The sequence below is a fragment of the Bradyrhizobium genomosp. I (2014) genome (assembly GCF_000261685.1).
In the GTDB taxonomy this organism is placed as follows: Bacteria; Pseudomonadota; Alphaproteobacteria; order Rhizobiales; family Xanthobacteraceae; genus Bradyrhizobium.
This window is the reverse complement of sequence record NZ_AJQE01000126.1, coordinates 74,067-95,165: the sequence shown is the minus strand read 5'-3', so window position 1 is coordinate 95,165 and position 21,099 is coordinate 74,067. Positions and strand designations below refer to the sequence as shown.

General features: G+C 64.5%; 17 protein-coding genes. 11 read left to right on the top strand and 6 right to left on the bottom strand.

The genetic code is table 11. The features are described 5' to 3' along the window. The coding region (locus IC50_RS12230; RefSeq protein WP_035704515.1) for an ATP-binding protein at positions 1-402 on the top strand (402 nt) is incomplete at its 5' end. 104 nt (positions 403-506) lie between these two features. Next, positions 507-1,061: an ActR/PrrA/RegA family redox response regulator transcription factor gene (locus IC50_RS12225; RefSeq protein ID WP_035704512.1), complete on the top strand. Its 555-nt coding sequence runs from the start codon at positions 507-509 to the stop codon at positions 1,059-1,061. A gap of 129 nt (positions 1,062-1,190) precedes the next feature. Here IC50_RS12225 and IC50_RS12220 read toward each other — a convergent pair whose 3' ends face one another. Further along, positions 1,191-1,682: an MmcB family DNA repair protein gene (locus tag IC50_RS12220; RefSeq protein ID WP_035704510.1), complete on the bottom strand. Its 492-nt coding sequence runs from the start codon at positions 1,680-1,682 to the stop codon at positions 1,191-1,193. Between the two features lie 198 nt (positions 1,683-1,880). On the opposite strand from IC50_RS12220, the gene IC50_RS12215 reads away from it, so the two are divergent. Beyond that, on the top strand, positions 1,881-3,581 hold the full coding sequence (locus IC50_RS12215) for an alpha-amylase family protein (RefSeq protein WP_035704506.1): 1,701 nt from the start codon (positions 1,881-1,883) through the stop codon (positions 3,579-3,581). A gap of 79 nt (positions 3,582-3,660) precedes the next feature. Here IC50_RS12215 and IC50_RS12210 read toward each other — a convergent pair whose 3' ends face one another. Continuing rightward, on the bottom strand, positions 3,661-5,265 hold the full coding sequence (locus IC50_RS12210) for an alpha-amylase family glycosyl hydrolase (RefSeq protein ID WP_035704504.1): 1,605 nt from the start codon (positions 5,263-5,265) through the stop codon (positions 3,661-3,663). 183 nt (positions 5,266-5,448) lie between these two features. Here IC50_RS12210 and IC50_RS12205 point away from each other — a divergent pair, with 183 nt between their 5' ends. Continuing rightward, complete coding sequence (locus tag IC50_RS12205; protein WP_035704502.1) at positions 5,449-6,129, top strand: MBL fold metallo-hydrolase; 681 nt, start codon at positions 5,449-5,451, stop codon at positions 6,127-6,129. 58 nt (positions 6,130-6,187) lie between these two features. On the opposite strand, the gene IC50_RS12200 is transcribed toward IC50_RS12205, so the two are convergent. Further along, positions 6,188-6,556, bottom strand: a complete 369-nt coding sequence (locus IC50_RS12200) for a winged helix-turn-helix transcriptional regulator (protein ID WP_035704500.1) — start codon at positions 6,554-6,556, stop codon at positions 6,188-6,190. Between the two features lie 139 nt (positions 6,557-6,695). Between IC50_RS12200 and IC50_RS12195 the strand changes: the two genes are divergently transcribed. Further along, positions 6,696-6,998 carry a hypothetical protein gene (locus tag IC50_RS12195; protein WP_244429571.1) on the top strand — a complete coding sequence of 101 codons (303 nt, stop codon included), beginning with the start codon at positions 6,696-6,698 and terminating at the stop codon, positions 6,996-6,998. 87 nt (positions 6,999-7,085) lie between these two features. On the opposite strand, the gene IC50_RS12190 is transcribed toward IC50_RS12195, so the two are convergent. Both IC50_RS12190 and IC50_RS12185 read right to left on the bottom strand, forming a co-directional pair. Further along, positions 7,086-8,267, bottom strand: a complete 1,182-nt coding sequence (locus IC50_RS12190; protein ID WP_035704532.1) for an extracellular catalytic domain type 1 short-chain-length polyhydroxyalkanoate depolymerase — start codon at positions 8,265-8,267, stop codon at positions 7,086-7,088. A gap of 141 nt (positions 8,268-8,408) precedes the next feature. After that, on the bottom strand, positions 8,409-9,821 hold the full coding sequence (locus tag IC50_RS12185; protein WP_035704495.1) for an MFS transporter: 1,413 nt from the start codon (positions 9,819-9,821) through the stop codon (positions 8,409-8,411). A 280-nt stretch (positions 9,822-10,101) separates the two neighbouring features. Here IC50_RS12185 and IC50_RS12180 point away from each other — a divergent pair, with 280 nt between their 5' ends. Together IC50_RS12180 and IC50_RS12175 are read left to right on the top strand one after the other, a co-directional pair. Then, positions 10,102-11,337 carry an LLM class flavin-dependent oxidoreductase gene (locus IC50_RS12180; RefSeq protein ID WP_035704492.1) on the top strand — a complete coding sequence of 412 codons (1,236 nt, stop codon included), beginning with the start codon at positions 10,102-10,104 and terminating at the stop codon, positions 11,335-11,337. A gap of 145 nt (positions 11,338-11,482) precedes the next feature. Beyond that, positions 11,483-12,859 carry a cytochrome P450 gene (locus IC50_RS12175; protein WP_035704491.1) on the top strand — a complete coding sequence of 459 codons (1,377 nt, stop codon included), beginning with the start codon at positions 11,483-11,485 and terminating at the stop codon, positions 12,857-12,859. Positions 12,860-12,961: 102 nt separating this feature from the next. Here IC50_RS12175 and IC50_RS12170 read toward each other — a convergent pair whose 3' ends face one another. Continuing rightward, the gene (locus IC50_RS12170; RefSeq protein ID WP_035704489.1) at positions 12,962-13,801 is read right to left on the bottom strand and encodes an SDR family NAD(P)-dependent oxidoreductase; all 840 of its coding nucleotides are present in this window, start codon (positions 13,799-13,801) and stop codon (positions 12,962-12,964) included. 179 nt (positions 13,802-13,980) lie between these two features. Here IC50_RS12170 and IC50_RS12165 point away from each other — a divergent pair, with 179 nt between their 5' ends. The 4 genes from IC50_RS12165 (at position 13,981) to IC50_RS12150 (ending at position 20,994) form a co-directional block, all read left to right on the top strand. After that, on the top strand, positions 13,981-14,946 hold the full coding sequence (locus IC50_RS12165) for a sensor histidine kinase (RefSeq protein WP_035704487.1): 966 nt from the start codon (positions 13,981-13,983) through the stop codon (positions 14,944-14,946). Between the two features lie 309 nt (positions 14,947-15,255). After that, positions 15,256-16,992: a putative bifunctional diguanylate cyclase/phosphodiesterase gene (locus IC50_RS12160; RefSeq protein WP_035704486.1), complete on the top strand. Its 1,737-nt coding sequence runs from the start codon at positions 15,256-15,258 to the stop codon at positions 16,990-16,992. Between the two features lie 297 nt (positions 16,993-17,289). Next, positions 17,290-18,726, top strand: a complete 1,437-nt coding sequence (locus tag IC50_RS12155; protein ID WP_035704484.1) for a sigma-54 interaction domain-containing protein — start codon at positions 17,290-17,292, stop codon at positions 18,724-18,726. 243 nt (positions 18,727-18,969) lie between these two features. Next, positions 18,970-20,994: an acyl CoA:acetate/3-ketoacid CoA transferase gene (locus IC50_RS12150; RefSeq protein WP_035704483.1), complete on the top strand. Its 2,025-nt coding sequence runs from the start codon at positions 18,970-18,972 to the stop codon at positions 20,992-20,994. Positions 20,995-21,099: the final 105 nt, after the last annotated feature.

The window sequence follows — 21,099 nt, the reverse complement described above, 5'->3', positions numbered from 1 at the left end:
GCGGCGGAGCCGGTCGGCTCGCGCAATCCGGCGATCCTGTACGGCATCGGCAACATCATCGAGAACGCGGTCGATTTCGCCCGCACCACCGTCGAGGTGAACGCGTGGTGGAACAAGGACAATATCGAGCTTATGATCTCCGACGACGGACCGGGCATTCCGCCCGACATCCTCAACCGGATCGGCGAGCCCTATCTGTCGCGGCGCCGCACCCAGGACGATGGCGGCGGACGACGCGGCCTCGGCCTCGGCGTGTTCATCGCGTGCACCTTGCTGGAGCGCACCGGCGCCAAGGTCTCGTTTACCAATCGGACCTTTCCGGAACACGGCGCGGTGGTGCAGATCACATGGCCCAGGCAGCGTTTTGAGGCTATCGAGACGCCCGAAGAAACAATAGGATAGCCGCGACCTTGCGTCGCACGACAGGGCCGATCGACCATCGGCGGCCTTGGCACCGCGCGGTTGCGACGCCATATGTCGATGCTCTGGAGAGAGAGGACAAAACCTTGAACGCCATTGCCGAACTGAACGAACAGAGCGACCGCTCGCTGCTCATCGTGGAGGACGACAAGCCGTTTCTGGAGCGGCTGTCGCGTGCCATGGAGACACGGGGCTTTGCCGTGACATCGTGCGACACCGTCTCGGACGGACTTGCGCAGATCGGCAAGTCGGCGCCGGCATTCGCGGTGGTGGATTTGCGGCTCGGCGACGGCAACGGCCTCGACGTGGTCTCGGCGCTGAAGAAGAAGCGCCCCGACGCACGCGCGATCGTGCTGACCGGCTATGGCAACATCGCCACCGCCGTCACCGCGGTGAAGATGGGCGCGATCGATTATCTCTCCAAGCCCGCGGATGCCGACGACGTCGTCGCGGCGCTGCTCTCGACCAGCGCGGAGAAATCCGAGCTGCCGACCAATCCGATGTCGGCCGACCGCGTCCGCTGGGAGCACATCCAGCGCATCTACGAGATGTGCAACCGCAACGTCTCGGAAACGGCGCGCCGGCTCAACATGCACCGCCGCACGCTGCAGCGAATTCTGGCCAAGCGCGCGCCGCGGTAACATTGCGGTAGGGTGGATTAGCCGGAGGCGTAATCCACCATTTTCGTGCGCCGATAGGAGTGGTGGGTTACGCCGTGCAAATGCGCTTTGCGCATCCGCTCGGCTAACCCACCCTACGACACCGCACATCTACTCCCAGAAGTCCGCATGCCCCTGCGGATCGACCAGGCGGTTGATCCGCAAGGCCGCCGCCATCGCGAAACGCACCGTCATCTGCTTGCGCGTGGCGGCAGCAAGCTTGTGCTCGGGCGCCTCGCAATGCAGGTGCGCGCCATAGGCGTCGGCGATGATCAGGCCGGTGTCATCAGGGAAGATCTCGCACGGCAGATCCCGCGTGAAGGCAAAGAACAGCCGGTCGCAATGGGCGCGGTATTCGTGCCATTTCTGGTCGGCGCGCAGATCCTCGACCGACGATTTGATCTCGACGATCCAGATTTCGCCGCGCTCGTTCAGCGCCACGAGATCGGCGCGCCGGCCCGACGGCAGCGGCAATTCGCTGATGCAGGAGAAGCCGAGCGAGCGCAACAGCCGCGCCGTGCCGCGCGCGACCGCGAGCGCCGTTTCGGACTGTCGGCGGTCGGGCGGCGGAACGAGGGCGATGTTGCGGGCGGTGCTGTCCATGGCGGGGAGGATAGCCGATTCCGGTCGTGTGCACACGGCCCGTTGAGGTCAGTCGCGGCCGCATTTTTCCACTGCCGTCCCCGCGGAGTACGTAGTGACTCACCAGGCGGGGACGAAAGCGAGATGCGGGAACCTCCCCTGCCTCAGGCACTTATCACGCAGCCGCCGCACCTCGGCGGACCCCGAGGCGGCGCGCGCATGATCGACGATCTCTGGTACAAGAACGGCGTAATCTACTGCCTGTCCGTCGGTTCCTATATGGACGCCAACGGCGACGGCGTCGGCGATTTCAAGGGCCTGCTGCGCCGGCTCGACTATCTGCACGGGCTCGGCATCACCACGATCTGGCTGATGCCGTTCCAGACCTCGCCCGGCCGCGACAACGGCTATGACATCGCCGACTATTATAGCGTCGATCCCCGCTACGGCACGCTCGGCGATTTCGTCGAGTTCGCCCATGGCTGCAAGCAGCGCGGCATCCGCGTCATCATCGATCTCGTCGTCAACCACACCTCGGACCAGCACCATTGGTTCAAGGAAGCGCGGCGCGACAAGAACTCGCCTTATCGCGACTGGTACGTATGGTCCGACAAGAAGCCGGCGGGCGCCAACAAGGGCATTGTCTTTCCCGGCGTGCAGAAATCGACCTGGACGCGCGACAAGGAAGCCGGCGCCTGGTACTTCCACCGCTTCTACGATTTCCAGCCCGATCTCAACACCTCGAACCCGCATGTGCAGGCCGAGATCCTCAAGATCATGGGCTTCTGGATCCAGCTCGGCGTCTCCGGCTTCCGCATGGATGCTGTGCCGTTCGTGATCGCGACCAAGGGCGCAAAGGTGAAGAAGCCGGTCGAGCAGTACGACATGCTGCGCGCGTTTCGCGAATTCCTGCAATGGCGTCAGGGCGACGCCATCATTCTCGCAGAAGCCAACGTGCTGCCGAAGACCGACATGGAATATTTCGGCCGCGACGCCGACCGCATGCACATGATGTTCAACTTCCACGTCAACCAGCATCTGTTCTACGCGCTGGCCTCCGCCGATTCGCGCCCGCTGGCGAAGGCGCTGAAGGCGACCAAGCCGCGCCCCGCGACGGCGCAATGGGGCCTGTTCCTGCGCAATCACGACGAACTTGATCTTGGGCGTCTGACCGAGGCGCAGCGCGACACCGTGTTCAAATGCTTCGGACCCGACAAGGACATGCAGCTCTACGACCGCGGCATCCGCCGCCGCCTTGCGCCGATGCTGGGCGGCGACCGCAGGCGGCTCGAGCTCGCCTACAGCCTGATGTGCACGCTGCCGGGGACGCCCGTGATTCGCTACGGCGACGAGATCGCGATGGGTGACGATCTCTCGTTGCCCGAACGCAATTGCGCGCGCACGCCGATGCAATGGTCGACCGAGCCGCATGGCGGCTTCACCAAGAGCGACAAGCCGGCCTGCCCTGTGATCGACAAGGGGCCTTACGGCTTTGAGCACGTCAACGTCGCCAAGCAGCGCCGCGATCCGAATTCCATGCTGAACTGGACCGAGCGCATCGTCCGCATGCGCAAGGAAGTGCCGGAAGTGGGCTGGGGTGACTTCACGGTTATCCCGACGCGCGATCCCGCGGTGTTCATCATGCGCTACGATTGGCGCAACAATTCGGCGCTGTTCGTGCACAATCTCGACGAGAAGCCGCGTGAGATCGCGTTCTCGGCCGGACTAGCCGGCGATACCGGCGCGCACCTGATCAACCTGCTCGCCGAGGACCACAGCCACGCCGACAGGCGCGGCCAGCATCGCATCGTGCTGGAGCCGTATGGCTATCGCTGGTATCGCGTCGGGGGACTGGACTATCTGTTGAAGCGGAGTGACATCGACGAGACCACGGTGCGGGGGAAGAAGCACCCGCGCTGACGTGGCCGCCAGTGCATCCACACTCCCCGCTGTCGTCCCGGACAAGCGCGGCCAAGACGAGCAGATCCGGCAACGACAGCTACGTGTGAGGCGGCGCCATCACCACCCCCTCATTGCCGCGCAGGTCCAGCACGCCTTCGATCCCCTCACCTTCGCGATCCAGAAACGTCGACAGCAATATCCTGCTGCCGAAACGGACCGCGCTCGTAGTCACCGCGATCGGATCAGGACCGAGATTGAGCGCCACGATGACCGCCCTGCCTCCGGCCTCGCGGCGGTAGATCAGGAGATCGCCCTGCGCGGAGACCGGATGATAGTCGCCCGTGACCAACGGGGGACAGTTCTTCCGCAAGGCGATCAGGCCCTTGTAGAGATTGAGGATCGAGCGCGCATCGGCTTCGAGATTGGCGACGTTCTCGCGGATATGGTCCTCAGGCAGCGGCAGCCACGGCCTCACCTCGGAGAAGCCGGCGAAATTGGAGGAATCCCATTGCATCGGCGTGCGGCAGCCGTCGCGGCCGACACCGATGCCGGGCACGTTCTTCTCGAACGGGTCGCGCACGTCCTCCGGCGCGATCGCGAGCTGATGCATGCCGATCTCGTCGCCGTAGTAGAGCGTTGGCGTGCCGCGCAGCGTCAACAGCAGCATGGCCGCGACGCGGGCCTGCTCCGGCCCGACCCGGCTCGCCACGCGCGGGCGATCATGATTGCCGAGCACCCAGTTCGGCCAGGCACCGCGCGGCAGCGCCTTGTCGTAATCCTCGATGATCTTCTCGATCGAGCGCGCGCTCCAGAAGGTCGAGAGCAGCGCGAAATTGAACGGCATCTGCGCGCCGGCGAGATCGTTGCCGTAATAGGCCATGAGGCGGTGCAGCGGCAGATAGATCTCGCCGATCAGGACGCGCGCACCGTGGGAATCGGTGATGCGCCGCATCTCGGCGATCACGTCATGCACCTCCGGCTGGTCGGTCGAGTATTGCGTCAGGATCCGTTCGTTCGGCGGCCGGCCCTCGACATAATGCGGGTTGGGCGGGTTGTCGCGGAATTCGGCGTCCTTGATCAGGTGCCAGATCACGTCGACGCGAAAACCGTCGACGCCCTTGTCCAGCCAGAACCGCATCACGTCGTAGATCGCGGCGCGGACTTCGGGATTGCGCCAGTTCAGGTCCGGCTGCTGGGCGAGGAAGGCGTGATAGTAATACTGGCCCGTGGTCTCGTCGAACTGCCAGGCGCTGCCGCCGAACTCGGACAGCCAATTGTTGGGCGCGCCGCCGTCAGGCGCGGGATCGCGCCAGATGTACCAATCGCGCCTGGGATTGTCGCGCGAGGCGCGGCTCTCCACGAACCAGGGATGCTGGTCCGAGGTGTGGTTCGGCACGAGGTCGAGGATCAGCTTCAGGCCTTTGTCATGGGCGGCCGCGAGCAGCGCATCGAAATCCGCCATCGTGCCGAACAAGGGCTCGATGCCGGTATAGTCGGAGATGTCGTAGCCGAAATCCGCCATCGGCGAGGGAAAGATCGGCGACAGCCAGATCGCATCGACGCCGAGCGACTTCACGTAAGGCAGCCGCCTGAGGATGCCGGCGAGATCGCCGACGCCGTCGCCATCTGCATCCTGAAACGAGCGCGGATAGATCTGATAGAAGATGCCGTCGCGCCACCAGTTCTCGTTGCCCTGAGCCATGCCGAAAGACCACCCGAAATCTGCGCCGCGCGCGGGAGAACGCGGCAGCAACGCCCCGGTTCGAATTGGCAGGCGAATTGGGACGGCCGTGTGACGAGGGCAGCGGCTGTTCCCGAACCTCTCGCCCGAATCCTTTGCGAATCTTTTGCTTGGCGGGCCGACAAAAATCGGCATTGTGGCGCCATGACCGAGCAAACTGACTCCCAGGACTCCTCGCAACCCAAGGCGGGCGCGATCATCGTTCCCGTGACGCTATTCGAGCAGAACTGCACCATCATCTGGGACGAGCCTTCCAGGAAGGCCGTGGTGATCGATCCCGGCGGGGACGTGCCGAAGATCCTGGATGCGATCAGGCAGACCGGCGTCACCGTGGAGAAGATCTGGCTGACCCACGGCCATATCGATCATGTCGGCGGCGCGGCCGAGCTGCGCGATGCGCTGAAGGTGCCGATCGAGGGCCCGCATGTCGCGGACAAGTTCCTGCTCGACAACGTCGTCGCAAGCGGCGCGCGCTTCGGCATGACCGGCGTCCGCGATTTCGCGCCGGACCGCTGGCTCGACGAAGGCGACACAGTGTCGATCGGCGGCTTGCACTTCGACATCCTGCACTGCCCCGGCCATTCGCCCGGCAGCGTGGTGTTCTTCAACAAGGCGTTACGTTTTGCCCATGTCGGCGACGTCCTGTTCGCGGGCTCGGTCGGCCGCACCGATCTGCCCGGCGGCAGTCAAGCCACGCTGATCAACTCGATCCTGACCAAGCTGCTGCCGCTCGGCGACGATGTCGGCTTCATCTGCGGCCACGGCGCAGGCTCGAGCATCGGCCAGGAGCGGATGACGAATCCGTTCATCACCGGCGAGATGTAGCCTTCTGGTTGAGCATGATCTGATCGGAAAACCGCTTCACACTTTTCCGGATCATGCACTATTCGGCGGCGCTCGCCAGCGCCGCCGTCTCACTGAGGTGACGTTCGCCCCACTCCCGGATCGCGGCGACGACAGGCACGAAGCTCTTGCCCTTGCGGGTCAGGCGGTACTCGACCTTCGGCGGGACCTCGCCGTAATCCCTGCGGTCGATCAGGCCGCTTTGCGTCAGCGCCTTCAATTCGCGGCTGAGCACGCGCGGGGTGATCTCCGCGCTTCCACTTGTGCCGCGCAACAGTCCGCTCCTGATCTCGCCATAGCGGCGCGGGCCGTCCTTCAGGTCCCAGACGATGCGGAGCTTGTACTTGCCGCTGATCATCTTCTGAAAGGCCGCCACCGGACAGGTGCGCGCCGGGATTGCCCTTGCCATGTCGTCTCCTCCAAGCGCAGCGAGCTTGCGGGAGCATAGGAGCAGCGTCGAGAAAGTCCATACTATCAAATTTGTCCATACTTGCAGGATCGCTCGCGAAGCGCAGATGATGACGCATATGACGAACAGGGAGCGTCACATGAAGCACTTCATGATCAGCTACGAGTTCAGGAACGGCGCGACGGAAGACTGGCACCGCGAGATCGGCCGTTTCATCAAGGCGATCGACGGCGATCCGGAACTGAAAGGGCGGATCGGCTATCGTTGCCTGAAGCATCGCGACGACGGCAGCTATCTCCACCTCGCCAGCGTCACCGACGATGCCGCGCAAAAAGCGCTGCAATCGCGCGACTTCTTCAAGCACTATCAGGAGGCGACGCGGAAGGTTGCGGGCGGCGAAGTGACGGTGACGCCGATCGAATGGATCGATCAGACGGGGTAGCGCTTGTGGGCTGACGCGATTGCGCCCGCGACAAACTCGGCCGTCGTCCCGGACAAGCGCCAGCGCAGATCCGGGACGACGGCGAGGCTACTTCATCAATCCCGCGGCCGTGAGCGCGCGCGTGATGATCTGGCCGAGATCGAAGCCGCGAGCCTGCTCGCGCTTCAATTCGACCGGCTCTTCGGCGACTGCCGCGCGGATCGAGCGGGCGAGATGCGGCGCGGGCGACAGCACCGGCTTCGTTGCAGGCTTCGCTGCCGGCCTGGCTTCCGCCTTTGCGGCGTCCGGAATCCAGCCGGTAAGGCCGAAGAACTTTGCAATGTGGTAGGACGAGGAAATGCCGGCCTCGATCAGGAACGCGCCTTCCATGCCGTAACGCTGGTCGTTGTCGGCAAGACCGAGCGGCGTGCCATGCGCCATGTCGGTGATGGCATAGGACTCGACCAGCGTCTCGCCGTCCTTGTCCCACCAGGCCTGGCGCGGATAGCCATCGACATTGGTCTCCGCCATCGGCATCTCTGGCAGACTATGCAGGTCGAGCCATTGCTTGACGATCTCGTTGGCATTGCCGGGATTGACGGTGCGGTCGGCGCTGCCGTGCCACACCGAGACCTTCGGCCAGGGCCCGCGATGATCGGAGGCGCTGCGCACGAGATCGCCGAGCTCGCGCGCGGGACGCGCCGGGGAATGAAACATGCCGTCGAGCGCCTCGCGCAAATTCGAGGCGATGCCATAGGGCAGTCCGGCAATGACCGCGCCGGCCGCGAAGACTTCCGGATAGGTCGCAAGCATCACCGACGTCATGCCGCCGCCGGCCGACAGGCCGGTGATGAAGACGCGCCTTGAATCAATGCGGTGCGTCTCGATCATGTGCGCGATCATCTCGCGGATCGAATGCGCTTCGCCGCCGCCACGCACCGTGTCCTCCGGATTGAACCAGTTGAAGCAGGTGTTGCCGTTGTTGAGGCGTTGCTGCTCGGGCATCAAAAGAGCAAAGCCGTAGTGCCTTGCCAGCGTCGACCAGCCTGCGCCGAAATCGTAGGCGGCTGCCGTCTGCCCGCAGCCATGCAGCACGACGACGAGCGCGCGGGGCTTCTGCAATTGGCCCGGCACGAACGCGAACATGCGCAAGGCCCCGGGATTGTCGCCAAAGCCGATGATCTCTTCCAAGGGGCTGGCTTCATCCGCACTGCGGCCGAGCTCGGCAAAGCGCAGTCCGTCCAGCCTTGGCAGGCGTCTCAGCAGATCGATATTTTTGGCTAACGACACGGCAAGTTCCTGGTGGGCGACGTTCAACGTCCAGCCCAACCAGATAGTTGCTGCGTTGCAAAATAAAAAGACCGTGCGCTGTCAATCCCGGCGAAATCACCGGAAATCCCGCAGGATTCCACACGTATTAACCGCAGTGCCTCAACTTCGTGCCGATGCGCGGCGCATCCACGCCAGAAATGCGGCGCAAATCATCATTGATGTCACAAACAGCGCGAGCGACGCGAGGAATCCTGCGCGCGCTGATTGCAGGGCCTCGACGGCGAAGAATACCGCGCCGATTGCGGCCACTCCGGCCGCATTTCCGATCTGCGCCGTCGTGCCGTAGATGCCGGAGGCCGAGCCTGCGGCGACAGGCTTCACCGTCGAGAGCACCGCGCCCGAGAGCGGCGCCATCACCAATCCCTGGCCGTAGCCGAAGATGATCATTGTGAACGCAAGCAGGAGCGGCGAGGGCGCATCGACACCGCCCGCAACAAGCGCGAGCGCGGCGAGGCCCGCAATCTGAATCGCGCAGCCTTCGATCAACACCTCGGTGCCGCGATGACGCGCCCGCGCTGCACTGTGGCGCGAGGCCAGCACGAAGGCGAGCGCGAGCGGAATGAAGGCCATGCCGGCCGCGAGCGGCGGGATCTTCAGGCCCCGCTGCATGAACAGCGTCATCACCAGATAGAACGAGAGATTGGCGAAGAAGAAAAAGAAGGCGGCACCGACGCCGCGCAGGAAGGCGGCGTCCGCCAGCAGCGTGAGATCGATCAGCGGCATGCCGCCGGCGCTTGCGACCGCCTGCTCCAGCTTCAGGAACGCGGCGAGGATCACGCCGCCGCTTCCCATCACCACCCAGATCCACGGTGCCCAGCCGACATCGTGACCGAACAGCAGCGGGCCGATCAGGCACAACAGCCCCGCGAACAGCACCACGCCGCCCTTGATGTCGAGCTTCGTGCCGACCCGGCGCGATGCCGATGGCATGATGCGCCAGGCAGCGACGGCGATGGCGAGGCCGCAGGGCACATTGACGAAGAACACCGCGCGCCAGCCGGTGCCGGCGAGATCTAGCGTGACCAGCAGACCGCCAAGCAGGAAGCCCGCGGCGCCCGCGAGCCCGAGCACGATGCCATAGATGGCGAAGGCGCGGCTGCGCTGGCCATCGGTGAACAGCAGATGCAGCGTCGCCAGCACCTGCGGCACCATCAGCGCCGCGGTCGTGCCCTGCGCCAGCCGCGCGATGATCAGTTCCACCCCGGACTGCGCGAGGCCACACCAGAGCGACGTCAGGGTGAAGCCGAGCACGCCGGCCAGGAAGACATTCTTCGTGCCGTGGATGTCGCCGAGCCGGCCACCGGTCACGACCAGCGTGGCATAGGCGATCAGGTAGATCGCAATGATCGATTCGATCTGGGCCGGCGAGGCCTTCAGGTCGACCGCGATGGTGGGAATGGCGACGTTGACCACGAAGGCGTCGACGCCGAACATGAACTGGGCGGCCACGACGATGGCCAGCACCCACCAACGTCGCGACGAATCGATTTGTTTTGTGACGATCTGATGCATTGGCGCACGACTCTGGACTCGCGGCCCGATGATTTCAGATCGCGTACGGTGTCGCGATTACCTCACAGGTAGGGTTCGCGTGCGCTTCTTCTCTTCCCGCCGGCGGAAGGACAAGCCCGGCCATGACGGTATGGAGCGCCTGCACGCAAGTATGAGAGGAGGAAGAAGTCACACGCATGCCTGCATTCCACCACGCGGGACATCGCGCGATTGCGTTCGCTTGCCCCAGCACGTAGCCTCAGCATCTCAACAAGCAGAAAATGAAGCCGGAGAGAACGCCATGGCGCGCCTGAAGTTCGGAGCCTTCCTTGCCCCGCATCACCCGATCGGGGAGCATCCGATGCTGCAGTTCCGGCGCGATCTCGACCTGGTCGAGCAGCTGGATGCGCTCGGCTATGACGAGTTCTGGTGCGGCGAGCATCATTCCTCCGGCTGGGAGATGATCGCCTCGCCCGAGATGTTCCTGGCCGCAGCCGGCGAGCGCACCAAGCGGATCAAGCTCGGCACCGGCGTCGTCTCGCTGCCCTATCACCATCCCTTCAACGTCGCCCAGCGCATGGTGCAGCTCGACCACATGACCGGAGGCCGCGCCATCTTCGGCTCCGGACCGGGCGCGCTCGCCTCGGATGCGCACACGCTCGGGATCGATCCGATGACGCAGCGCGACCGCCAGGACGAGGCGATCGGCATCATCCGCCGCCTCTTCAACGGCGAGCGCGTCACCGCCAAGAGCGACTGGTTCACGATGAACGACGCCGCGCTCCAGATCCTGCCCTTGCAGGAGGAGATGCCGTTCGTGGTCGCCTCGCAGATCTCGCCCTCCGGCATGACGCTCGCCGGCAAATACGGCATCGGCATCATCTCGCTGGGCTCGATGACGACGCAGGGTCTGATGTCGCTGCAGCAGCAATGGCAGTTTGCCAAAGATGCCGCCAGGAAGCATGGCACCAAGGTGAACCGTGCCGACTGGCGCGTGCTGCTGACCTTCCACATCGCCGAAACCCGCGAGCAGGCGCGCCGCGAAGCAGGCGCCGGGCTGATGCGCTGGCACAACGAATACAATGTCGGAACGCTGCAGCGGCCGGGGCTCACCGCGTTCTCCTCGCCCGACGAGGCGGTCGACAAGACGGCCTTCGTCGAGGGCGCCGCGTCCACCATCGGCACGCCCGACGATCTCGTCAAAACCATCAAGAACGTGATGCAGGTCTCCGGCGGCGTCGGTGCCATCATCGGCTTCGTGCACGACTGGGCCAATCCGGAAGCGACGCGGCGCAGCTGGGACATGGTGGCGCGCTACGTCGTGCCCGAGATCAACGGCTACATCGACGGTCTGCGCAAATCGCAAAAATTCGTGATCGAGAACCGCGCGATCTTCGAGCGCGCGGGACAGGCCGTGATGGCCAAGATCATGGAGAACGAGAAGGCCGCCGAGGCGCTGAAAGTCACCGGCCCCGGCCGCGTCGCCATCCCCGCCGTCAACGCGCCGGATCTGCAGAAGGAGGCGGCGAAGCGGTAGGGACTCGTTGCGGCGAACACCCGCAATGAAGATCTCGAGCAAGTGTTACCGGCCTGTGCTAAGCTGATCGCGTCAGCCTGGCGCAGGCCGCAACAATGCCGCGGGCGCACGGATTCTGTTCGGTCAGCCAACCGGAGCAATCGTGATGTCGATGCAGAATGTGGCCGCCCCTGCGCTTCAGTTCACCCCGCCGAGACGCAATGAGCTGAGCCACATCCCCGGCGACGAAGGCTGGCCGATCATCGGCAAGACCTTTCAGGTGCTCGCCGATCCGAAGGGCCATATCGAGGCGAACGCCGCCAGATACGGCCTGGTCTACCGCACGCACTTTTTCGGCGAGACCAATGTCGTGCTGCTCGGGCCCGAGGCGAACGAGCTCGTGCTGTTCGACCAGCAAAAGCTGTTCTCGTCGACGCATGGCTGGAACAAGGTTCTTGGCCTGCTGTTCCCGCGCGGGCTGATGCTGCTCGATTTCGACGAGCACCGGCTGCATCGCAAGGCGCTGTCGGTCGCGTTCAAGTCCGGGCCGATGAAGTCCTACCTCAGCGATCTCGACCGCGGTATTTCCGCGCGCGTCGCGCAGTGGAAGGCGAAGCCCGGCGAGATGCAGCTCTATCCGGCGATGAAGCAGCTCACGCTCGATCTCGCCGCGGCCTCGTTCCTCGGCGCGGATATCGGGCCGGAGGTCGACGAGATCAACCGCGCCTTCGTCGACATGGTCGCCGCCGCCGTCGCTCCGATCCGCCGTCCCCTGCCCGGCACGCAGATGGCGCGTGGCGTTGCGGGGCGCAAGCGCATCGTCGCCTATTTCCGCGAGCAGATTCCGCTCCGCCGCGGCAATCACGGCGGCGACGATCTGTTCTCGCAGCTCTGCCGCGCCACCCATGAAGACGGCGCGTTGCTCTCGGAGCAGGACATCATCGACCACATGAGTTTCCTGATGATGGCGGCGCACGACACGCTGACCTCGTCGCTGACCTCCTTCATCGGCGAGCTCGCCGCCAATCCGCACTGGCAGGACAGGCTGCGCGCTGAGGTGCTCGCGCTCGGACTTGCCCCGGATGCGCCGAGCAGCTTCGACGATCTCGAAAAGATGCCGCTGTCGGAGATGGCGTTCAAGGAGGCGCTGCGGATCAAGCCGCCGGTGCCCTCGATGCCACGCCGCGCGATGCGCGATTTCAGCTTCAAGGGCTTTACGATCCCCGCCGGCACCGCGATCGGCGTCAATCCGCTCTACACGCACCACATGAAGGAGATCTGGCCGGAGCCGGATCGCTTCGATCCGCTGCGCTTCACCGAGGAGGCGCAGCGTGGCCGCCACCGCTTCGCCTTCGTGCCGTTCGGCGGCGGCGCGCATATGTGCCTCGGCCTGCACTTTGCCTATATGCAGGCCAAATGCTTCGCGCGGCACTTCCTGCAGAACATCGAGGTCTCGCTCGCGCCCGGCTACAAGCCGGACTGGCAGATGTGGCCGATCCCGAAGCCGCGCGACGGGTTACGGGTGACGGTGAAGGCGGCGTAGCGCCGCTCTCTGGGCTAGCGAAGCGTAACCCACCACTTCTGTCACCGCGGACACCCAAGAGGTGGATTACGCCTTCGGCTAATCCACCCTACGGCCCTGCTCCTACGCCCCCTGGTCGAACGCCTTGCGCAGGGCCACATAGCCCTGCTGCTGCTGGCTCCAGTTGCGGCCTCCGGTCATGGCGCCGTCGACGACGAGGTCATGGCCGTTGACGAAGCTGGATTCGTCGCTGGCCAGGAACACCGCGGCATGGGCGATGTCATCGGGAAGGCCGGCACGCGGGATCGGCTGCGCGGTCTTGTAGACTTCGCGCATCACCGCCGGCGTCTGCTCCGCAGCATCGGTCGAGAGCCCCAGCGCCTTGCCGAAGATGCCTGTCGCGATCGCGCCGGGCGAGATCGAGTTGACGCGGACGTTGGATTCGCCGAGCTCCATCGCCACGCATTTGGTCAAATGGATCACCGCCGCCTTGGCCGCGCTATAGACCATCGACGACGAGAAGCCGGCGAGGCGGCCGGCGATGCTGCCATTGTTGATAATGCTGCCGGAGCCCTGCTTCTTCATGTGAGGCGCGGCATGCTTCATGCCGAGCATGACGCTGCGCACCAGCGTGGCCATCGCCGCGTCGAACCGCTCGACCTCGAGGCCCTCGATGCCCCCGGTCTGCGCCGGCCCGCCGGCATTGTTGAACAGGCAATCGATCCGGCCGAATTTCTCGACCGCAAGCGCGATCAGCGCCTGCATCTGCGCTTCGACCGTGACGTCGGTCTGGCGGAAGATGCAGTTGGCCCCGAGCTGCTTCGCCAGAGCCTCGCCTTCCGGTATGCGCCGACCCGCGATCACAATTTTGGCACCTTCGGCAACGAAGACTTCCGCAGTGCGCAATCCGATCCCGCTCGTCGCCCCAGTAATCACTGCAACCTTGCCGTCCAGCCTGCCCATGGAATGTTCCTGTCTTTGAGCGATTTGATGCCAAGTGGCGAATGTCGGCCGTCGCCGTCGCCGGAGCGGCCACTATCCCTGCCCGCTTCCGACAAGGCAAGCTATGCTTATGCGGGCGGCATGCGTAACATCCTCACGGGCCGCTCGATTTTCGAACGCATATCGCAACTGGGCTGCGCATGGGGAAGCTGATCGACGAGTTCCGCAAGGGCTGGCAGGGCGCGGCGCCGCCCTCGCTCGGTCTGAGCATCTCGTTTGCGGTGATCTGCCTGTTGGGCGCGACCCTGGTCCGCTGGGGTCTCGCACAGGTTCGCCCCGACATCTACTTCACGCCGTACTTCCCAGCCGTGTTCTTTGCCGCGGCCCTGGGAGGATTCCGGATCGGTGTGGTGACGGCGCTGGTCGGCGGCGTGCTCGGTGTCGTCCTGAATTTCGGCGATGCTTTTGCCGATCGCGCGCGGTTTGCCCTGCTGGCGCTCTATTGGGCCGTCTGCGCGATAACCATCTGGGGTGTCGAGCACTATCGCACCATGCTGGCGGAGCAGCGCCGGATCTCGAGGCGCCTGATCGAGGAAGAAGAATATCGCAAGCTGCTGGTCGACGAGCTCCAGCACCGGCTGAAGAACAAGCTGTCGACGGTGCATGCCGTGCTGCACCAGGTGCTGCACGACCAGCCGCAGGTCTGGGCCCGGGTCGATCCCCGGCTGCGCTCGCTTGCCGCAACCGACGATTTGATCTCGCGGATCGACAAGGCCGGCTGCGATATCCGCGACCTCCTGATCTCGGAGCTTGGCCCCTATGGCCATGTCCGCTTCACCCTCAATGGGGAGCGATTGCTCCTGCCGCCGAAGCTCGCGGTCACGCTGTCATTGATGTTTCACGAGCTCGCTACCAATGCGGGCAAGTATGGCGCATTCTCCTCGCCGCGCGGCCTGCTGCAGGTGTCATGGACCATCAGCGACGACCGCCTGGCCATCACCTGGGACGAAACCGAGGGGCCGAGCGTCGACAAGGTGTCCGAGCCCGGCTTCGGCACCAAGCTGCTGAAATCGGCTCTGTCTGCCTTCGACGGCAGGACCGAGATCTCGTATCTGAAAACCGGGCTGCATTGCATCATGCAGTGCCGAATCCCGCGTAGCGAATAAAGCTCGATGAATCAGCCCGGGTTGCGAATCACCTCTCCCCAACAGGGAGAGATGTCGACCACGGCTCGCACAATTTCAACCAGGGCAGATGCGCAGCCGGACTCGATATGAGCGAAAGCGATAGCGCACCCTTCGCCCGCAGTTTCACTGCGTGCATTGACCCTCTGTTAATGACGATCGGGGGCGCGCGTCGCATCGTCGCAAGACACCCCCGTATTTCTCCGGAGGCCTTAACCAAACTTAAGAGGGAACCGCGCAAGATCGCGCTCATTGCAAAGGCGCGCTGAAACAACAAGATTCATGACTTCTATGAACGACAACAGATATTCCGGCGCGAACGAGGCCGAACTCGGATTTCTCAAGGAAATCGTTAGAATGCTGCCGGCAGGCCTCACCGTGCAGGACGCACATGGCGAGCTTCTGCTGGTTAACGACGCCGCCGCCGCCCAGCTCGGCATGGACGGCAGCCGTCCCTCACCCGATCTGGCGCCGCGCCGCGCCGCCTGCCTGCAGGCGCTGAGCGCCGGCCAGGCGATCGTGACCGAGGAAGCGCTTCACGTCGGCGCCGCGCGCCAGGTGCTGCTCACGACCCATCGTCCCGTTCGTCTCGCCGGACGCGAGCTCCTGATCTCGGCGTCCTCCGACATCACCGAACAGAAGAATTTCGAGGACCAGCTGTTCCGTTCGGCCTATTTCGACGAGCTGACCGGATTGCCCTCGCGGCGCGTGATCGAACATCGCGCCAACAATCTGCTCACGAAAGTCCGCGGCGGCGAGCGTTTCGCGCTGGCCTTCCTCGACGTCGACAATTTCAAGCACATCAACGACTATTACGGCCACTCCGTGGGAGACGCGTTGCTGGTCGAGCTGTCGAGGCGGCTCGGGCGCGACCTGCGCGATTCCGACATGCTGTCGCGCATCTCCGGCGACGAATTCCTGCTGCTGCTCTCCCCGATCCAGAGCCAGGAGGAAGTCGCCGAGTTCATGCAATCGACGCTGGAGCGGCTGACCGCCCCGTTCTTCATCGACCATTCGGAAGTCTTCGCCTCGACCTCGGTCGGCATCAGCCTCTATCCCGATCACGGGAGCAGCTTCGAGACGCTGCGGCAGAACGCCGACATCGCGATGTACCGGATCAAGAACAACGGCAAGGGGCTGGCCGCCTTCTTCGACGCCAGCATGGAGCGCGAGGCGCAGGCACGGATGAAGGTCGAGCAGTCGCTGCGGCTCGCCATCCTGGAAAAGCGCTTCTGCTGCGCCTTCCAGTCCAAGGTCGACATCCGCACACAGGCCGTGAAGGGCATCGAGGCCCTGGTCCGCCTGCGCGACGACCAAGGCGTGATCCAGGCACCCGGCTCGTTCATCAATCTTGCCGGCGAACTCGGGCTGATCGACGAGCTGACCCATCTCGTGCTCGCCGAGATCGTCAAGTCGATCGACCTGATCAACGACACGTTCGGCGCGGAAGCAACCATCAGCATCAACGTCGCCGCCAAGCAGGCCGGCAATCCCGAGTTCATGCGCAGCTTTGCTCGGGCGCTGGACGACACCGGCTTTCCCCAGCGCTTCATGATCGAGGTGACGGAGGACGCCTTCGTCGCCAAGAATCATTTCCAGGCCGAGATCCTGCCGATATTCCGCAAGCTCGGGGTCGGCATCTCCATCGACGATTTCGGCACCGGCTATTCCTCGCTCTCGGCGCTGGCCGACATCACCGCGGACGAGATCAAGATCGACCGCTCCTTCATCACCGACATCCATAAGCGCCCGCGCAGCCAGGGCATCCTGCGCGCGATCGAATCCCTGAGCGAAGCGCTCGGCATGACGGTGATCGCCGAGGGCCTCGAATCCTACGAGGAGCTCGCCTATCTCCAGGCGACGACCAAGATCCGCTACGCGCAGGGCTACTACTTCTCCCGGCCGATCTTCCTGGAGGAGCTGAAGCTCGCAACACCCGTCTCCAGCGAGGCGCGGGTCAGCGTGGCGAGCCGCCCCCACCAGCAGAACCGCCAGGGCTATTCGCGGGCGAGCGGGTATCGAAGGTAAGGGCAAGGCGGCGCAACAAATGCGGTCGTCGTCCCGGGGCGCGCAAAGCGCGAACCCGGGATCATAACCACAGGGCGCAGTTGCAGCGCGACGCTCCCACTCCGAGTCTTCGCCAAATTGCTCCCTGTGGGTATGGCTCCCGGATCGGCGCTCCGCCCTGGACAACGCTTCGCGTTGCCAAGAGCTGCGCTTGTCCGGGACGACGACCGAGAATGGCCGCCCTCTAAATGGTCAATTCCCCCTTTGAAATTACTGGTCTTTTGCTAATAAGCAGCCAGACTTCCCGCGAGGTACGTCATGCCCGCCTCCTCGATCAGCGATCCCGCCTATCTCCGTGCACGCGCGATGGAGACGCTGTTCGAGCGGCTGGAAAATCTCTGCGAAGGTGCAATTGCGATCGATCGCAGCGGACGCGTCGTCTACGTCAACGAGAAATATCTCGCCGCACTCGGTCTCAAGCGTACCACCGAGGCGATCGGCCGGTCGATCGAGGAGGTCATCCCGAACAGCCTGATGCGGAAGGTGGCGGAGACCGGCGAGCCGATCCTGCTCGACATTATGGAGCTCGGCGGCGAGCAGCTCGTCGTCACCCGCATGCCGATCGAGGACGAGAACGGGACGGTGATCGGCGCGATCGGATTCGTGCTCTATGATCATCTCGAAAGCCTGAAGCCTCTGCTCGCCCGCGTCGCCCAGCTCGAGAGCGACCTGCGGCTGGCGCGGCGGCAATTGTCCAACGCCCGCGCGGCGCGTTTCACCTTCGCCGATTTCGTCGGCACGACGCCGGGAATCGCTCGGGCCAAGGAGCTCGCAAGCCGTGCCGCGCGGCAGAGCGTCACGGTGCTGCTCACCGGCGAGACCGGAACGGGAAAGGAGATGCTGGCGCAGGCGATTCACAACGCCTCCTCGCGTGCGGAGAGGCCGTTCGTCAGCGTCAACGTGGCCGCGATCCCGGACACGCTGATCGAATCGGAATTCTTCGGCACGGCGCCGGGCGCCTATACCGGCGCCGACCGCAGGGGGCGCGAGGGCAAATTCCGCATTGCCGATGGCGGCACGCTGTTCCTCGACGAGATCGGCGAGATGCCGCTGCAATTGCAGGCCAAGCTGCTGCGCGTGCTCCAGGAGCGCGAGATCGAGCCGCTCGGCTCGGACAAGATCACCACGGTCGACGTCCGCGTCATCGCCGCGACCAATGTCGATCTGCGCAAACGCGTCAGCGACGGCGCATTTCGCGCCGATCTCTACTACCGTCTCAACGTGCTCTCGGTCGACCTGCCGCCGCTGCGCCACTGCCTCGACGATCTCCCTGACATCTGCGCCCGGCTGCTCGGCGACATCAGCGCGTCGGGCGACTACGTCAAGGCGAAGATCACGCCGAGCGCGCTCGCCGCGCTCGGCCGCTACGACTGGCCGGGCAATGTCCGCGAGCTCCGCAACATCCTCGAGCGCGCGCTGATCCTCAGCGATTCCGGGCGGCTGACCGGCGAGGATGTCGCGCGCATCCTCCCCGTCGGCACCGAGGTCAGGCTCGCACCGCCCGCGCGCCCGGCCGGAGCGGTGGTGCCTTATGCCGAAGCCGAGGCCGTGTTCGAGAAGCACACGCTCGAGCAGGCGCTCGCCGCCAGCAACGGCCAGATCACCGAAGCCGCCAGGATGCTGCGGATCTCGCGCGCGACCTTCTACAAGAAGCTCGCCAAGTTCGGCCTCGCCACGGGACCGGCTGCCGTCTGAGTTTCGAGACTCCCCGTGTCCGGAATCTCGGATTCCGGACACGGTGCCTGGTTACTCTTTGGCATCGGACATGCGGAAATTGCCGTAGCTTAGGCCGCTTTCCGCGAAACGACGGCATCTGGCGCGGACCTTGCTCTTTGCTGCCTTCCCTCGTGGGGAGCAAGCTGTTCCAGGACTGCTCCCCGCGATAAGATCAACGCAAAACAACAACGGCATACGGTCGAAGGGATCGGGAGGAACGCCGTGAGCCAGCACCCAGCTCTGCCGTATTTGCGCAATTCCGAGAAGGGCAAGGTCGTTTCGGCGACTGAGGCCGTCATGCTGATCCGCGACGGCGACACGGTGGCGACCGGCGGCTTCGTCGGCATCGGCTTTGCCGAGGAGATCGCCATCGCACTGGAGGAGCTCTATCTGTCCCACGAGGGGGACGCGCCCTATACACAAGGGAAGCCGCGCAACCTAACGCTGGTCTATGCGGCCGGGCAGGGCGACGGCAAGCAGCGCGGCCTCAATCATTTCGGGCATGAAGGCCTGGTGCGGCGCGTGATCGGCGGGCATTGGGGCCTTGCGCCGAAACTGCAGCAGCTCGCGATCGCAAACCAGATCGAGGCTTATAACCTCCCACAGGGCGTGATCACGCATCTGTTCCGCGACATCGCCGCGCACCGGCCCGGCCACATCACTCGCGTCGGCATGGGCACCTTCGTCGACCCGCGGCACGGCGGCGGCAAGCTCAACGCACGCACCACCGAAGACATGGTGGAGCTGATCACGCTGCGCGGCGAAGAGTGCCTGCTCTACAAGACGTTTCCGATTCACGTCGGCATCATCCGCGCCACCACGGGCGATCCCGACGGCAATCTCACCATGGAGAAGGAGGCGCTGACGCTGGAGGCGCTCGCCATCGCCATGGCGGCGCACAATTCCGGCGGCATCGTCATCGCCCAGGTCGAACGCGTGGCCGAGGCCGGCAGCCTCAATCCGCGCCAGGTCAAGATTCCCGGCATCCTCGTCGACTGCGTCGTCGTGGCAAGGCCGGAGAACCACTGGCAGACGTTCGGCACCGTATACAATCCGGCCTTCAGCAGCGAGATCCGCGTCCGCGCCGCCTCGCTGCCGGTGATGCCGATCAGCGAGCGCAAGATCATCGCCCGGCGCGCCGCCCTGGAACTGAAGGCCAACAGCGTCGTCAATCTCGGCATCGGCATGCCGGAGGGGATCGCCTCGGTCGCCAACGAGGAGCGGATCATCGATCTCATCACGATGACCGCGGAGCCGGGCGTGATCGGCGGCATCCCGGCGAGCGGCATCGATTTCGGCGCGGCGATCAACACGCAGGCGGTGATCGACCAGCCGTACCAGTTCGACTTCTACGACGGCGGCGGTCTCGATGCCGCCTTCCTCGGGCTTGCCCAGGTCGACCGCGTCGGCAACCTCAATGTCAGCAAGTTCGGGCCGAAGCTTGCCGGTGCCGGCGGCTTCATCAACATCAGCCAGAATGCCAAGGAAGTCGTCTTCGTCGGCACCTTCGGCGCAGGCAGGCAGCGCATCGCGGTGACCGACGGCAGGCTCGTCATTCTCGACGAGGCGACATCACGTAAATTCGTCGACCATGTCGAGCACGTCACCTTCAGCGGCCCGTTTGCCGCCGCGCGCAAGCAACGCACGCTCTATGTCACCGAACGCTGCGTGTTCGAGCTCAGGCCGGACGGGCTCGAACTCACCGAAGTCGCGCCCGGCATCGACATCGAGCGCGACATCCTCCGCCTGATGGATTTCAAGCCGCTGATCCCGCGCGATCCCGCAACCATGGACCAGCGCATCTTCCGCGACGGCCTCATGGATCTGCGCGAGCGCCTGCTCACCATCCCGCTCGACCAGCGCTTCACGCTGGACGAGCGGCAGAACCTGTTCTTCGTCAATCTGGAACGCTATCCGCTGCGCAGCAAGGCCGAGATCGACACCATCGCATCCATCGTCGAGGCTCGCCTGGCGCCGCTCGGACGCCGGGTCTACGCCATCGTCAATTATGACAATTTTTCCATCCTGCCGGAGCTGATGGACGATTATTCCGCCATGGTCCGCAGCCTCGTCGACCGCTTCTATTCCGGCGTATCGCGCTACACCACGTCGGGCTTCCTGCGTATCAAGCTAGGCGAAGCCCTGGAGAAACGCGGCGTGGCGCCGCACATCTTCGAGAGCGCGGAGGAAGCGCAGTCGGACTGGCGCCAGGTCGAGGCCGGCGCAGCGAGGCAGGCCCAAAAATGATGCATGCCCGCAAAGGCCAGACCGCGCCACCGGAAGGTTCAATTGCAATGTTCGCAAGCTTGTGCAAATCGCTGTTGCCGAGAAACTTCAAATCAGGAGGGACCA